At 42.1% G+C, this 15,383-nt stretch carries 13 protein-coding genes; 7 read left to right on the forward strand and 6 right to left on the reverse strand.

The features are described from left to right. The first annotated feature begins 652 nt into the window (after positions 1-652). Entirely contained in the window at positions 653-1,015 is a 363-nt protein-coding gene (locus HWN40_RS10175; protein ID WP_176965629.1) for a SpoIIAA family protein, read from the forward strand. A 39-nt stretch (positions 1,016-1,054) separates the two neighbouring features. Here the strand turns inward: HWN40_RS10175 and HWN40_RS10180 are convergent, their stop codons facing one another. Both HWN40_RS10180 and HWN40_RS10185 read right to left on the reverse strand, forming a co-directional pair. Continuing rightward, a complete protein-coding gene (locus tag HWN40_RS10180) occupies positions 1,055-1,933 on the reverse strand; it encodes a cation diffusion facilitator family transporter (protein ID WP_176965630.1) in 879 nt (292 codons plus the stop codon). A gap of 112 nt (positions 1,934-2,045) precedes the next feature. After that, positions 2,046-2,282, reverse strand: coding sequence for a ferredoxin (locus HWN40_RS10185; protein WP_425487353.1), 237 nt, complete (start codon positions 2,280-2,282; stop codon positions 2,046-2,048). A 218-nt stretch (positions 2,283-2,500) separates the two neighbouring features. On the opposite strand from HWN40_RS10185, the gene HWN40_RS10190 reads away from it, so the two are divergent. The 6 genes from HWN40_RS10190 (at position 2,501) to HWN40_RS10215 (ending at position 7,720) form a co-directional block, all read left to right on the forward strand. Next, positions 2,501-2,866 (forward strand): cupredoxin domain-containing protein, encoded by a 366-nt coding sequence (locus HWN40_RS10190; protein ID WP_176965631.1) that lies wholly within the window; start codon positions 2,501-2,503, stop codon positions 2,864-2,866. 397 nt (positions 2,867-3,263) lie between these two features. Continuing rightward, positions 3,264-3,467 (forward strand): hypothetical protein, encoded by a 204-nt coding sequence (locus HWN40_RS10195; RefSeq protein WP_176965632.1) that lies wholly within the window; start codon positions 3,264-3,266, stop codon positions 3,465-3,467. 53 nt (positions 3,468-3,520) lie between these two features. Next, a complete protein-coding gene (locus tag HWN40_RS10200; RefSeq protein WP_246275898.1) occupies positions 3,521-4,228 on the forward strand; it encodes a fasciclin domain-containing protein in 708 nt (235 codons plus the stop codon). Positions 4,229-4,458: 230 nt separating this feature from the next. Further along, the gene (locus tag HWN40_RS10205) at positions 4,459-5,088 is read left to right on the forward strand and encodes a cupredoxin domain-containing protein (RefSeq protein ID WP_246275899.1); all 630 of its coding nucleotides are present in this window, start codon (positions 4,459-4,461) and stop codon (positions 5,086-5,088) included. A 284-nt stretch (positions 5,089-5,372) separates the two neighbouring features. Next, positions 5,373-5,936, forward strand: coding sequence for a GerW family sporulation protein (locus HWN40_RS10210; protein WP_176965633.1), 564 nt, complete (start codon positions 5,373-5,375; stop codon positions 5,934-5,936). A gap of 611 nt (positions 5,937-6,547) precedes the next feature. Further along, positions 6,548-7,720 (forward strand): type III PLP-dependent enzyme, encoded by a 1,173-nt coding sequence (locus HWN40_RS10215; protein ID WP_176965634.1) that lies wholly within the window; start codon positions 6,548-6,550, stop codon positions 7,718-7,720. Between the two features lie 220 nt (positions 7,721-7,940). On the opposite strand, the gene HWN40_RS10220 is transcribed toward HWN40_RS10215, so the two are convergent. The 4 genes from HWN40_RS10220 to HWN40_RS10235 all read right to left on the reverse strand — a co-directional run bounded on the left by HWN40_RS10220 (position 7,941) and on the right by HWN40_RS10235 (position 15,252). Beyond that, the gene (locus HWN40_RS10220; protein WP_176965635.1) at positions 7,941-8,390 is read right to left on the reverse strand and encodes a DUF6166 domain-containing protein; all 450 of its coding nucleotides are present in this window, start codon (positions 8,388-8,390) and stop codon (positions 7,941-7,943) included. A 16-nt stretch (positions 8,391-8,406) separates the two neighbouring features. Beyond that, entirely contained in the window at positions 8,407-8,868 is a 462-nt protein-coding gene (locus HWN40_RS10225; RefSeq protein WP_176965636.1) for a hypothetical protein, read from the reverse strand. Next, positions 8,865-11,012 carry a hypothetical protein gene (locus tag HWN40_RS10230; RefSeq protein ID WP_176965637.1) on the reverse strand — a complete coding sequence of 716 codons (2,148 nt, stop codon included), beginning with the start codon at positions 11,010-11,012 and terminating at the stop codon, positions 8,865-8,867. Before HWN40_RS10230 ends, HWN40_RS10225 begins: the two co-directional genes overlap by 4 nt. Positions 11,013-11,094: 82 nt before the next feature. After that, positions 11,095-15,252: a PAS domain S-box protein gene (locus HWN40_RS10235; RefSeq protein WP_176965638.1), complete on the reverse strand. Its 4,158-nt coding sequence runs from the start codon at positions 15,250-15,252 to the stop codon at positions 11,095-11,097. Positions 15,253-15,383: the final 131 nt, after the last annotated feature.

Consider the following 15,383-nt stretch of genomic DNA (forward strand, 5'->3'; position numbering starts at 1 on the left):
ACATCAAAAAAATACCGCATAAACCCCCATATTTCCACTGGAGAATATATAGCAAAGTAATGATAACAAAGGTCAGACTTTAATTACACCTTTGCTTAAATTATAATCCAGTATGAAATTCATTCAAGATATGGTTAAATACAATCGATTTACTTTTCTAATTTGCAGACAGAGGCGCCGGGAGTGCTATGTCTGAATAGGTTCGGTGTGAAGTAACGGAGTGAAACAAAACCAAATGATAACTGTGCCTGTATGGCAGAGGTCATTTTATAAATATATAAAAACCAATACCAGAGAACTATGGGGGAAAATAATTGTATTGGGCAAGGTTTTGGGAAGATGAACGTAACAGGATACTAAGAGAAGTACCGGTACATGCTAACGACAAAAATGAAGCAACCAGGTTATTCAGACACGATTTTCCGTACATAAGCAGTTTTGAGTTGATCTCACCTCATAAACGAATGGACAGATAAGCAAGCCGCCATAAAGGCAGATTATGCAAAACTGTTCCATACAGGTCCTTCTTTTTTCTGATTACTTTCTTTTTCTTTTCCCGGAATATCCACAGGACATGTATAGCCATTGACAGAGCATTCCTCGAAACGACAATTATTACTAAAATAAGCATATAAAACAAAAGGGGAGTAAAATGATCGAGATAATACAGGGTTTGCCGGATAAAGTTGTAGCAGTTCGCCTGAGTGGTGTGGTAAAAGGAGAAGATTATGACAATATACTGGCTCCTGCCATTGAGGAAAAATTGAAGGATTACGAAAAGATTCGCTTACTTTATCAATTGGGTCCGGATTTTGAGAAATTTAGCCGAGAGGCTATGTGGGAAGATGCAAAACTTGATATGCAGAACTTCACTTCATTCGAAAAGATTGCAGTTGTATCCAATGTGGAATGGATGATCACCGCTATGGAACTTTTCAAACATGTTATTCCGGGACAGGTAAAGACATATAGCAACGAAGAGCTCACCGAAGCTAAAGACTGGATAAGTAAATGAGTCCTATACCAGATTTAGTATAAAAAAATATGAAAACGATCATTCATTTAAATTGAAGACACACTGTTTATTAGAACAGGAACCCTCACTTTCCAGTTCAAGTGTAGAATGTTCTATACCATAGTCTTCCAGCTTATCTTTAATTAATTGTCTTATTTCATCAGGGTTCTGCAGAAGATACTGATCCTCAACGATAACATGAGCTGTCAGAATACTTATTTCTCCTTCAAGTGACCATATGTGCATATCATGGACCTTCTTTGTCCCTTTGACCGACAGGATCAGGTTGTTGACCTCATCTGTGTCGATGTGACTGGGAACACCCTGCAGAAGAAGATTGAATGTCTCCCTGGCGTTTCTGGAAACTCCCCATAGTACAAATGCTGTGAACCCTATAGTCATGATAGGGTCTATTATCGGAGCGTTCCAGTATCTCATGATCACTGCTCCAATGAGAAGAACTATCCATCCCAGAATGTCCTCCAGAAGATGCCATGATAATACTTTCTCATTCTGACTTAGCCCTTTTTTAAGCCTGAAGTATCCCAGACCGTTGATTGTGACACCTATAAGTGCGATTACGATCATTCCTCCGGCATCTACAGGCTCAGGATTAAGCAGACGTGGAATAGCCTGGGATAATATGAATAGCGAACCTGCCACAAGTACCACAGCAGCGAATAGAGCAGACAAAAGAGACAATCTTCGATATCCAAAGGTCATTTTTTCAGTTGCAGGTTTTTTTGCCTGCCTTTCTGCCAGCCAGGCAACTATCAATGCAAAACTATCAACAAAGTCATGAAGTGCATCTGCCAGCAGGGCTAAACTGTTTGTCAGAAGTCCTCCTACAACCTCAATTAAAGTGAAAAGAATATTTAAGGAGGCAGCAAAACCCACATTTTTTTCTCTGTCTGCCATGGACAAATATTGATTAGTACCGTTATTAAGTCTTTTGTCATTTGTTTAATAGCTAGTATTCAGTAGGCAATACAGATAATTAGGAAATAGACAAAAATCTGTAATCAGGTCTTTAACCGTCATCCCCGATAGCATCCACCGGACAGCTGGATAGTGCTTCATCAGACAACTCTGTCTCAGAATCACCTTCTGGTTGCTTGTAGACATAGGCATGTGTGCCATCTTCTGCCATCTTGAAATTATCAGGAGCCGTGTCTACACATAATTCACACCCTATACATTCCTCATCGACATAATAAGAACCTGAAACATTTTCAGGAACCTTGTTACTATTATCAGCTATATTCAATTCCCCCTGGTGAATATCAATAAAAAGAAGATGCTCGCAGGATAAGTTTTTTTCGATAACAATGCTACCTGTAAAAAAAGGCACAGGAACTTATCACATACAATGCATGAGTATTAACAACGCAAATAAATTAAAACTACATGTGAAGAACAAAGTCATGTAATAAAAACAATTATAAAGTACCACCAGTATACAAATAACGTAAGGGGGGTTAATTTATGAGAAAGCAATTTTTAATATTGTTTGTAGTGGTGCTAGCTGTTTTTGCAGCTATCGGATGTACAGATACCGAGGACCAGCCGGTAACTAATGAAACTGATATTATCGAAGAGGAAGAAGTCACAGGCGATGAGATCCTTGAAGACATCGGAATATCAGATGGAAACGAGAATCAGATAACAATCAGTGAAGAGGGTTATGATCCATCGGAGATGGAAATCCCTGTCGGTGGAACCGTTACATGGGTAAATGAAGGTGCTACCGCACAGAGTGTAGTTGCCGATGACGGGACCTTTGATTCAGGAGAGATAGCAGAAGGTGAATCGTTTAGCTATACGTTTGATGATACCGGAATTCACCAGTAAGGTTCCGACCAGGACCCATCGCTTGAAGGTGTGATCACCATCACAGAAAGCGGGGAAGCCCTGCAGGAAGATCAAAGCGGGAACACCACAGTAGTACCTGCGGATGGATGAGATAAAACCTGAACTTCAAAAACAACTTTTTTAAATTGTTATTTATTAAGTAACTATGTTTCAAAACAATATTACTTGTTTTAATCAAATGCAGTACATAAAACATAGATCTTGCAATTTACGCCATCAACAGGCAGTAAATATTAAATGGCTCAAAGGAATAAAATGTTCAATTATATATGAAATTCATAGAAGATTTACATAACCAAATGCAGTAAGCCATGTGATCAAATAAAAAGACTTATAAAATACAATTGACATAGTGTTATAATAAGGGGGTTAATTAATGCAAAAAGCATTGTTAATATTTGCATTACTTGTAGGCATGTTCCTGACCATCGGATGTACAGACCTTGAAGGTGAAGATGAGATGGAAGATGACGAAGAAATGGATGTAGAGGATGAGGATCTGGGAATTGAAGAATCGTTTGCGACTCAGGGTCCGGATGCTTCTCAGCTTTCTAAAGTTACAGTAGATGAGTTCACTTAAAAGATTCCAGTGACCAGAATAATTGGGAGCAGAAGTAAATTAGGGGGTTAATTATGAGAAAGCAATTATTAATATTGTTTGTGGTGATGCTAGCTGTTTTTGCGGCTATCGGATGTACAGACACAGAAGACCAGCCGACAACAGAAGAAAACATTACAGGCGATGAAGAAGAGATAACAGGTGCGGAAGAGGATATCGAAGAAAATGTAAGCGACGCTGAAGAAGAAATGACAGATTCTGAAGACGAAGAAATGAACATTGTGGAAACAGCGATTGACGCAGGTTCTTTTGATACACTCGTACTTGCCCTTGAAACCACCGGATTAGATGCAACCCTTAGCGAAGAAGGGCCATACACGGTATTTGCACCAACGGACGACGCTTTTGAAGAGCTTCCTGAGGGAACACTTGATGCATTAATGGAAGATGAAGAACAGCTCTCCGAAGTGCTTACTTACCATGTGGTTTCTGGTGAATACATGGCAAGCGATCTAACTGACGGGACCACACTTGAAACCGTCCAGGGTGAAATGATCACCATTAATGTCACTGATGACAATGTAATGGTCGACGATGCAAATGTCGTACAGCCAGATATTGTAGCCAGTAATGGTGTGATTCATGTCATAGATGCTGTAATACTGCCACCTTCGATGGCTGAGGAAGACATGATGGGAAATGATTCCATGAATAATGATTCAATGGACAATGAAACCATGGAATCTGAAAATGGAGACGTAGTAGTAGTACCAGCAGAGTAAGACTTTGAATGGCAGCAATTTTTAAAACTGCTGCCTACAAGCTTTTTTTATTATTTATAAATTATTTATTAATCAGAATTATCCTTAATTTCTATAGTGTCAGCTATGTAATCCGGAGAAGTAGATAAGAAAATTCAAGAGTATAAGAGTTACTGAATTTGTTTTCAGGTGATATTATTAACCTGAAAACAGAACTTAATTTAATATATTTATTTAGGAAGGGGGTAATTATGAGAAAGCAATTATTGATATTGTTTGTAGTAATGTTAGCTGTGTTTGCAGCTATCGGATGCACAGACACAGAAGATCAGCCAGTTGAAAATGAAACACCTGTGGACCAGCCGACTACAGTGCCAAGTGATGAAGAGATGACGGGTGAAGAGGACATGATGGAAGAAGAGGATGATATCATGGACGAAGAAGAAACGTTGGAAGAAGAGGACATGATGGAGGAAGAGAATGATACCATGGGTGAAGAAGAAATGATAGAAGACATGATGGAGGAAGAGAACGATACCATGGATGATGAGGAAATGATGGGAGATGGAGAAACCATGATCACGATTGATGGAGATGGATTTGCTCCTGCCGAGACAGAAATTTCCGTTGGTGAAACCGTTACATGGACAAATGAAGATAACACAATTCACAGTGTAGTGGCAGATGATGGTACATTCGATTCCGGTGAACTTGATGAAGGCGAAGAATTCAGCTATACCTTTGACGAGGCGGGAACTTACCAGTACGGATCCGATGAAGACCCGTTCTTTGATGGTACAGTAACCGTTGCCTCCGAAGAAGGAACTACTACCACCAGTACAGTCACAAATGGTAATATAACAGTACCTGCAGATGCATAAGATCTGCAAGAACTTATTCGAATATATTGGATAAAAACGATTTAATTTTTTCCGCCGACTGAACATCTAATCAGAAGATGCGGCTTACAGATTCGGATTTATCGAAAGGAGATTTATAAATCAGGACGAGAGGACTTAAAAGCAAATTTTATCATATTTGTGAATACATTTCTTTGCCTACAGATAGTAAAAAATATCGAGAAGATTCGATTCACTTTTAAAGAAGTAAGAACATATACCAAATATAGAGAAAAACGTCTGTATTCCATACTGGGAGGAGTTATATGGGTGTAGAAGACATAATGAAGGAGATCACAGACGAGAACGAAAGCATAATAAATTCTAAAACCTTGCTCGGAGAACCTTTTACATGGGCGGGGAAAACAGTAATGCCAGTAATTAAAATGTCTGCAGGATATGGAAGCGCTGGTGGAGAACGTAATAAGGAAAAAAGCCAGGGATTTGCCGGCGGAGGTTATGCAGGCGTCAACATGGAACCAATTGCCTTTGTTGTCATAGCTGAAGATGATGTCAGGCTGTTGAGCATAACCGGAAAGCACAGATATAGCAGCGTAATTGACATGATCCCTGAAGTCGCAAGTAAGATACCTGAAGCTGTAGAGAGAGCCAAGGTGGCAAGCAACGAGGTTGCTGAAAAGGCCAAGCGCAAGTCTGAGCAAGCCGGCAAAATGATCAAAGAGAAGGGATCAGCCCTAAGGAAAGAAACAAAAGAAGAAGCAGAAGCCCTCCAAGAAAAAGCAAGTGAAGAGAAGGCAGAACTTGAGGAAGCCGCAGAAGAAACAGAAATGGAAACTTCAAGCGGCAAGTGGGGAGGATCATCTAAGTAATCTCCCAATTAAAAGCTTCGAGGGCCTTTTTTAGCGAGAAGATATCATAGATTATTTTGTGTCTGTAGCCAGACTTCATATTGTTGATACGAATCCATTGAAGGGATGAATCACAGAAGAATACAGATATTCACAAAATATTATCTTCTCTTGTAGTGTCGAATCCGGATCCAATTTAAAATCCGGATCTGACCATCATAGACAAAAAGTATACACTCTTTTTATCAGAAATCATTATGATAGATGAATCTATGCAAGAATTACCTGATAAAGACTTTTTTATAGATTATTTTGAGAATAAATAATCTAATTACACTTTTTTATGTTGAATTTTATTGAAATCATATTCTGAGCATTTTTCAGAGTTTTTTGACAGATCAATAATGGATAAATTAATTTTAATATACATGACTGATCCATAATTTTAAAAAATGATTTTAAGTTGCCAATATTGCTGAAGTTTTAGTAATAATTAGATATAAATACTTAAAACACAATTAGAGCTGTTTAAAATCTTATAAACTAAAAATTATAAATCATACATATTTAAACTAATTTTAACTTGATTATTACACCATATAATGCAATTATTACTATAAAATGGAGTGAAAATGAAAAAAGAGAAGTATGGATTCCCCCTGGATGACTATATTTCCGCCAGGGATTTTAAAAAGATCAAAAACTTTTCCAGAGACAAGGAGACACCGCTCCTAATAGTTGACCTGGAAAAGATCGGAAACATGTACGACCAGATAATCGAGTACATGCCTTTTGTCAAGGTACATTATGCAGTAAAGGCAAATCCGATGGATGAGGTCATCAGTACACTTCGGGACAGAGGTTCCAGCTTTGATGCCGCGACGATCTATGAGGTTGACCAGTTGCTCAAACTTGGCGTTGGTCCTGAGCGTATAAGCTATGGTAACACAATAAAAAAGGAGAAGGATATCGCATATGCTTATGAGAAAGGAATCAGACTATTTGCCACGGATTCCGAAAGCGACCTCAGAAAACTTGCAAAAAATGCGCCCGGTTCAAAGGTGTTCTTCAGGGTTCTTACTGAGAGTGACGGTGCGGACTGGCCGCTTTCCAGAAAGTTCGGTGCCCATCCAGACATAATATATAAGCTTATCCTCAAATCCCATTCACTGGGGCTGGAGCCCTACGGCCTGTCCTTCCACGTAGGTTCCCAGCAACGTGATATAGGACAATGGGACAACGCACTTTCAAAATGCAAGTATCTTTTCACGGCTGTAGCCGAAAAGGGAGTAAAACTCAAGATGATAAATCTAGGTGGTGGTTTCCCTGCTAAATATCTGTCCCCCGCAAATGAAATTGAAACATATGCCCGGGAAATATACCGTTTCATACACGAAGATTTCGGAGACGAATTCCCGGAAATTATCATAGAACCCGGCAGATCCCTGACCGCTGATGCTGGAATAATAGTGAGTGAAGTTGTGATGGTATCAAAAAAGGCAAGATTGAACCAGTACAGATGGGTGTATCTCGACATCGGAAAGTTCGGCGGACTCATAGAAACGCTCGACGAGTGCATCAAATATCCCATATACTGTGAGAAAAAAGGATATGCTGAAGAGGTTATCCTTGCAGGCCCCACCTGTGACAGTATGGATATACTCTACGAGGATCACAAATATACCTTCCCGCATACTCTCAAAGAAGGAAACAGAGTATACATATTCACAACAGGAGCCTATACACAAAGCTATTGTTCCGTCGCATTCAATGGATTCCCTCCACTGAAGGCCTACGTCATATAAAAATAATCTACTTCTGATCGGACCGGGAGATTTCTCCCGATTTTATTTACATGCTGCAACTAGAATAATTACAAAAAATCAGTTCCAGTCAATGGACACTGCAAAATCACCTGCTTTTACTTTGTCCCGGATTTATGCATATTGGAATTTGTTATGACAGATATCTAAAAGCATATGGATGCAAAACACCACCCCTGCTTTCCTGTGCTTTAAATCCACATCAGTCATCATCATCGCCGGGTGGCTCGTCCATCACAGATTCATGCCTGTAGTATTTTCTTGGAGTATTCCTGTTCCGCCAGCCGACATAGTTGTATAGAAGTTCAAAGTCCTCCTGAGGAAATTCCATGACAAAATCCCTGAGAAAGAGATCCTTTCTTGCCAGTGCCTCATCTTTTTCAAGGAACCACAATAGAATGGCAATTGCTGCCATCTCCGAGCCTTCTGAATCATCACCCCAGTGAAACTTATCCGCATTCCGGGAAATATCATGCTCATCCAGTATTTCAGGAGTAAGAGGGGAACCGTAGATGAACAGTTCCTTTGTTTCCCATACTCCCCTGACTTCCAGTCCTCTGCCATTCACTTTAGACATACGTGCAGCCTTTTCATCCACCACGGCATCCAGAACGTCAAGAACTTTGTCTGCAATAGAGCCAATTATTCCCATAGTCATCCTCCTGAAATTACATTACTGCCTTTACATCCACCTTTTTCCTGAACTCATCAAGAGTAGTAGTAGAATCCAGATAATCCTGAATATCAGCCGTCTGCACAGTGACCTCGTAGAGAGGATCATTTCCGTCATACATCTCTATGATCACCAATTCCGTATCCGGTGCGGTTTCAGCCGCTACTCCCATTATATACAGCCAAGTGAGAAGTGCATCGGTGTCTGATTTAACTGATGGCTGGTCATATCTGACAAGTACCTGCTCATCAGTAACCTCTACCACAGCATCATCAATCCCCTGGAAAGTCAGGGATTCGTAAATTGACATGCTTGCAGCCCTGTCAACATCATAACTGTCCGAGACCATGGAATTCCATTCCGTGCTGTCAGCAACAGAAGTACTATCATCATCCCCTCCTGAGAAGAGGAGGAACAACAGTACTATTCCTATTATTGCAACTGTTCTTTTCTTCATAAGTCGTATTCCTCCCCGTTATTGTAGCTTATTGCAGGATTGCTGCGTTTGACCACCTGGCAATTATCCCATTTCCAGGGTTTCCAGCTGCTTCCGGAATCTTTAATAGCAACATCGCCTATCGGGTTTTCCCATTCGTCCGTGGGTATGTAATAAGTTCCATCTTTTCTTGTGACCTTTACCCACTGATCAGGACTTACCTCATGTCCTTCCCCATTCTCATCTGTATAGGGCATTGAATAGGAGGGTCCGTCTGAGGTCTGTGTAACTTTACCGTATGAATCCAGGAATGCGTTGGGTGTGGAAGTTCCTATTGGACCATTTGTTATTACTCCCTGCCTGGCATCGCTGTTCTTTATTGCATTGTCAAGTTTAGGCAGGATCATAACCACTTTTTCAGTTACTTCCAATCCGGTCTTTACAAGATCACCAACCACAGGTATCTTGTCAGCAACTTCCTGTCCACCTTTTGTAACTACATAGAGAGCTTTTGCAGTGGTACCCGAGGACCCTTTCATCTCACTGAGCTTTTCAGTGTCCTTGTAGGCACCATAGTACTTGTCAACCTCTTCTTTCACGCTGTTGAGCTTGTCCATTTTCTCAAAGTTCTTTGCTATCTTAGAGTCACCATAAGTATCTGAGAAGAATGAAGCTGCTTCGTGTCCGGTCTTGAGTTTTTCCATGCTTTCCTTTCTGGTCTTGTCAATAGCATCAAGATAGATCGTTTCAGTGAGTTTTTCGGCAACTTTCTCCTTTCCTTCGTAATCCGAACCGCCACCCACTTCTACTGGCTCGCCTTCCTCAAAGGTAAAGTCCTCTCCAAAGACGTCTTTGATTACAGCCCTGTTGGATTCCACTTCCTGTTCTACACCTGTGTCCATTTCATCAAGTTTGTCGATATCCTCAGAACTTTCACCTCTTATCATATCGATGATCTTGGCCTGCTCCTGCGTGGATTCAACAAATTCTTCTGGAAGGACATAGTTCATCTGGATGTTCTGAAGATCTTCGATATCCTGCTTATCGATATCCTCTACGTCTACCTCGCCTTCATACCGGACCATTCCCTCCTCTTCCAGAATATCATACACTAAAAACAGATCATCAATATCCATGGGTTCGTCATCAGATTCTATGAATCCAGTATCCTCAGGTTCTGTATCATCATCTGTAAGAGATGGGATGTCCTCTGGAACCGGGTCCTGCAAAGAATCATCTTCTGCATCTGCAATAGAATTTTCTATCAGATCTTCCTGTAAAGTTGTATCCTCCTCTATTCCTTCACCAATGGCACCACTTGCGACAGACTGTTCTACAAGTGTGTTGAAGATGTTCTCGGCTACAGGCTGGATCTCAGGCAAAAGAACATTATAGCCATCTATGGTTACAACAACACGGGTTCCATAGGGACTTGGAGCATTGAACATAATATCGCTGCTTACCGTCCATTCAGGATTTTCAGACATGGACATCCGCTCATCCATATCCCAGTAATCAATACTTCTCATTTCAGGTTCAAGATCAGATTCCGAGAAATAGACCAGACCCAGGTGTTTATCGTCACCCACATACCAGACCCCATTATCATTGATATCCGGCTTGACCTCTTTTGCGGCAGCAATCACTATTTCATTGATGTCTTCTTCTGTATGTTCAACTACCTGAGGTTCCGGACTGCTCACCGTTCCTGAAAGGACGCCACTTGCAGCAGATTCCTCCACAAGTCTGATAAATATGTTATCAGCTACCGTTTCGATCTCAGATAAGGGAAGATAATGACCTTCTATAGTAACATAGACCTGTTCTCCCCCGGGAGTCGGAGCTGTGAATGATGCAGAACTTAGACTGTATCCGGACTGGTCAGTCGTTTCCCCTGTCATCATGATCATCGGATCATCTACATCCCAGTAATCCACACTCTTCATCTCATCCTTCAGAGGACCATTCTCCCAGAAACCTACTACTCCCACATGGTCTTGATCCTCGCCATACCATGCAAAATCTTCAGTGAAACCGGGTTGTGCCTCTTTTCCGGCTTCGTAGACAATGGTTTTTACCTCTTCATAATTGTATTCTGCTGTAGCTACAGGTACAGACAGCAAAAAAACAATAAATATAACAATACTAAATATATCAATTCTCATATAATATTTGGTAGATTTAATTTGATATAAAGGTTTTTAGTAAGCAGCAACACTACCAAATATACGGGAGAAATTGCAGCTATTAGAAAAGCTTCAATTCCTGCACCAACAAATTATACTGCTTTTCAAGCTCAGGGAGTAGAGTGGAAACCTCATCCAGCCGACCATCCCTGGAAGCTTCATCCGTTTTTGCAGCTATATTGCTCAGAGCCATGGCACCGATGTTGGCTGAAGAGCCCTTTATCTTATGAGCATACCAGCTTATTTTTTCAGCATCGTTGTTCTCTATGCTCTCCCGGAGAGATCTTACCTGTCCGGGCATATCTTCAAGGAAAATACCGATCAGTTTTCTGGCAAGTTCCTCTTCACCCATTACCCTTTCAATAAGCGCATCCCTGTCAAAGACGCCGGGGGCGGACATATCATCGGATTTCTCCTGAATTGGGCTGGAAGCTGCTTTTTCCTGCGGTATTGCAAGTCTCCACTTTTCCATTAATTGCATGAGTGACTTCAGAGAAACGGGTTTTGCGATATAGTCATCCATTCCGGCTTCCAGACATCGCTCCCGGTCTCCTTTCATGGCGTGTGCGGTCATTGCGATGACAGGAATATCATGCTTGCGGACCGCAGAATCCGGGTCTCTTATTATACGGGTAGCCTCGAATCCGTCCATCCCGGGCATCTGTACGTCCATGAAGACCAGGTCATAAGGCAACATCTCAAGGGCATTTACAGCTTCTGAACCGCTTGCCACTGTATCCACACGATAGCCGATCTTCTGGAGCATGCTCTGGGCTACTTTCTGGTTTACTATATTATCCTCTGCCAGCAATATCCTCAGACTGTAATGCTTTGCTGAGTCCGAAACTGCAGTATCACTGGAAACGGTTTCAACATCCTGTTCTTTTCTTCCCAGGACATTGGACAATACATTGAACAATTCCGTATGTTTAACAGGCTTTGTCAGATGAGCTTCAAAGTATCTCTTTCCCGGATTCCGGATATCAGGGTGTTGTCCCAGAGAACTTAACATGATAAGATCGGTGTCCGCTATCTTCTCATCAGACTTGATGATTCTTGCAACGGTCGCCCCGTCCATACCCGGCATATGCATGTCCAGTATCACGGTCTGGAAAGGATTTTCATCATCGAGGGCACGGTAGATGGCCTGTAATGCCGTCGGACCGTCCACTGCCTCTTCTACAGTTGCACCCCATGAAAACAATCGCTTATAAAGGATCTCACGGTTTGTGGCATTATCATCCACGATCAGGATCCTGGCACCTTTGACCTCTTCGGTATTTGTCTCCTTTCGGTCTGATCGACCCTGTTTCTCCAGACTTACCGTAAACCAGAACTCAGAACCTTTGCCTTCTTCACTTTCAACACCCATGTTGCCACCCATCATCTCAACAAGTTGTTTGGAGATGGTGAGCCCAAGCCCTGTACCACCGTACTTGCGTGTCGTGGAATTATCCAGCTGACTGAACTTATCGAAGATGAGATCCATTTTCTCCCCGGATATACCAATACCCGTATCCTTTACAGAGAAACGCAGTGTGGCTTCAGAATCGGTCTGGGACTCAAGGGTCACATGCACGACCACCTCACCCTCGTCCGTGAATTTGACCGCATTTCCGGCCAGGTTGGTGAGTATCTGCTGCAGACGTCCGGGATCACCACGAACACAGACAGGAACATCAGGAGCCGCAGCACATATGAATTCAAGCTGCTTTTCATGGGCCTTGATGGATATAATGGAGGCAAAGTCATCCAGCACACTTTGCAGGTCAAAACCTACAGTTTCCATTTCGACCTTACCGGCCTCTATCTTTGAGAAATCAAGGATATCATTGATGATATCAAGAAGGGATTCCCCGCTTACCCTGACAGTCTCGGCATAGTGCCTCTGCTCGTCGGTAAGTTCGGTATCCAGCAGCAGCCCTGTCATGCCGATCACACCGTTCATGGGGGTTCTGATCTCATGGGACATGTTTGCCAGGAATTCACTTTTTGCCCTTGTGGCCTCCTCGGCTCGTATCAGAGCAATATCAAGTTCCCTGTTCTTCTTTTCCAGCTCATGTGCGTATGTGAGCAGTTTCTCTTCTGCGAGTTTGCTTTCGGTAACATCCTGCACCATACCTACAGAGCGAATAACATTTCCGCTGGAATCCCTTTCATGGATACATTTTTCCTGAACATAGCGTACCTCTCCGGTATCCCTGCGGATGACACGATGATCAACACTGTAGTATTCTTCTTCATGATCCAATGAATCAGAATAGGCATCGTCCACAATTCTGCGGTCATCTGGATGTACGCATTGCAGAAAAGCCTCATAAGTTGCCTCGAATTCCTGGGGTTTGAGCCCGAATATCCGATATACTTCATCAGACCATGTGAGACGGTCCTCAGCCACATCCAGCGTCCAGCTTCCGACATGAGCGATCTCCTGGGATCTGGCAAGGGATGCCTCACTTTCCCTCAATGCATCTTCGGTCCTTTTGCGCTCGGTAATATCGCGTGAGACACCGAGAATACCGATGAAATCCTCGCTTTCGTTATACATCCCGGAGATAGTAACTTCCGTCCATACGGTAGAACCATCCTTACAGGGCTGTTCAAGCTGGAATCGTTGTGATGGGAACAGTTCACCCTGTGAAACCGCTTTCCGGGCTAACTCCATTCCTTTGACATAATGATGCAGGGAATTAGGAGCCAGGATTTCATCGGGCTTTTGTCGCATTACCTCCTCAGGCTTGTAGCCACGAAGTTTTTCAACAGAGGGACTTACATACGTAAACCTGCCTTCCTGATCCATTGTCCATATTACATCCGAGGAATTATCAGCCAGAAGTCTGTGTCGCTCCTCGCTCTCCCTGAGAAGTTCTTCGGCGCGTTTGCGATCTGTTATATCCGATAGAATAAGAGTAAGACCGATTACATTGTCTTCTGAATCCTTAAGAGGACTATACAGGTTTGAATACCAGCGCCTGTTGTGTGAGCTCTCACCATATTCCTCGATGAGTGTAAATGCCTCACCTGCAAGTGCACGATCGAAATTTTCCTGCGCTTTTTTGCGGTCATCGGGGTCTGTGATGTAATCCAGCATGCAGTCTCCGGTTTCAATCCTGGAACCCCAGATATTCTTCATTGTAGCCTGATGATTTTTGTTGAAAGCAAGATAACAATAATCCCTGTCAAGGGCGAATATCACTACATTTTCAGGGCTTTCGATCAGGCCTTGCAGAACATTATAAGCCTGACGATATTTTTCCTCACTCTGTTGCAGGGCTTCTTCAGCCTTTTTCTCTTCTACGGCATTCCAGACCGAATCCATTAGCAGGGTCAGTTGCAGTACATCGTTGTCATTATAATCCGATTCCTTGTTCGCAACAGCTACAACAGCAACTATCTTTCCGTTTTTGAAAACAGGCACGGTCATATATTTATATAGCTCAACATGACCTTCAGGGTAACCTTTTTTCAATGGGTTATCAGCCTGGAAATCATTTACTATGATCGGCCTGCGCTGTCTGACGGCCTCTCCCCATATGCCGGTATCCTCCAGTTTATAGATTGTCTGGGGTTCGACAATTGCGCACTCCTCCATAACATCCTTTGACCAGGTATTGAGGCTGAATTCCTTTTTATACTCGTCATAATAATAGATGTAACCGATCTTGCTTTGAGTGAGTTTTATCGCTTCATCAAGTGCGAAATCAAGAAAGTCCTGAATTGAACCGGAATCGTATTGCAGAATTGAGACAAGGCTTCTTAATCGTTCATCTCCGTTACGAAGCTCGTCCTTGGCTCTTTTGCGCTCACTTATATCCGTGGTTATACCTTCCACATGTGAGGGTTTATTGTTCATGTCATAGACAATTTCAGAGTATTCATGTACCCATAGAATACTGTTATCAGGCCTTAGCACACGATATTCAACCGAAGCATGGCCAACGCTTTCTCTTTGTTTTGCAGCATATTCTACTTTATCCATATCATCAGGATGGACTGATCCGTCCCAGAGACCATTATTGCCCATGACCTGCCGGAGATCAAGGTCAAAACTGTTACCTGAAGAAACACGGATGTCAAGTAGCTTAAGATCGGGAAAAGTTGCGGACCAGACGATCGCATCCATCGATCGGAGGAAAATATCCTGAAAACGCCGTTTATCTGTAGTATCAATGTTCCTGAATTCCGACACACTACCACCCGTAAAATTTTGTTTTGTCAATGTTACACCCTTCCTTTTTCAGCAGGACCATAGACACATACAAAAAATATAACTATATCCAATAAAATTTTATTGAAGCATTTTTATATAATGTTGTTGTGTGTGTGATGATACTATATAAAAATACTCAT

Origin of the sequence: Methanolobus zinderi (assembly GCF_013388255.1) — an archaeon.
GTDB classification, from domain to species: Archaea; Halobacteriota; Methanosarcinia; order Methanosarcinales; family Methanosarcinaceae; genus Methanolobus; species Methanolobus zinderi.

Coding starts and splice junctions, on each gene's coding strand:
- HWN40_RS10215 (WP_176965634.1), top strand. CDS start 6,548: ATGAAAAAAGAGAAGTATGGATTCCCCCTGGATGACTATATTTCCGCC.
- HWN40_RS10180 (WP_176965630.1), bottom strand. CDS start 1,933: ATGGCAGACAGAGAAAAAAATGTGGGTTTTGCTGCCTCCTTAAATATT.
- HWN40_RS10230 (WP_176965637.1), bottom strand. CDS start 11,012: ATGAGAATTGATATATTTAGTATTGTTATATTTATTGTTTTTTTGCTG.
- HWN40_RS10195 (WP_176965632.1), top strand. CDS start 3,264: ATGCAAAAAGCATTGTTAATATTTGCATTACTTGTAGGCATGTTCCTG.
- HWN40_RS10190 (WP_176965631.1), top strand. CDS start 2,501: ATGAGAAAGCAATTTTTAATATTGTTTGTAGTGGTGCTAGCTGTTTTT.
- HWN40_RS10175 (WP_176965629.1), top strand. CDS start 653: ATGATCGAGATAATACAGGGTTTGCCGGATAAAGTTGTAGCAGTTCGC.
- HWN40_RS10200 (WP_246275898.1), top strand. CDS start 3,521: ATGAGAAAGCAATTATTAATATTGTTTGTGGTGATGCTAGCTGTTTTT.
- HWN40_RS10220 (WP_176965635.1), bottom strand. CDS start 8,390: ATGGGAATAATTGGCTCTATTGCAGACAAAGTTCTTGACGTTCTGGAT.
- HWN40_RS10210 (WP_176965633.1), top strand. CDS start 5,373: ATGGGTGTAGAAGACATAATGAAGGAGATCACAGACGAGAACGAAAGC.
- HWN40_RS10205 (WP_246275899.1), top strand. CDS start 4,459: ATGAGAAAGCAATTATTGATATTGTTTGTAGTAATGTTAGCTGTGTTT.
- HWN40_RS10225 (WP_176965636.1), bottom strand. CDS start 8,868: ATGAAGAAAAGAACAGTTGCAATAATAGGAATAGTACTGTTGTTCCTC.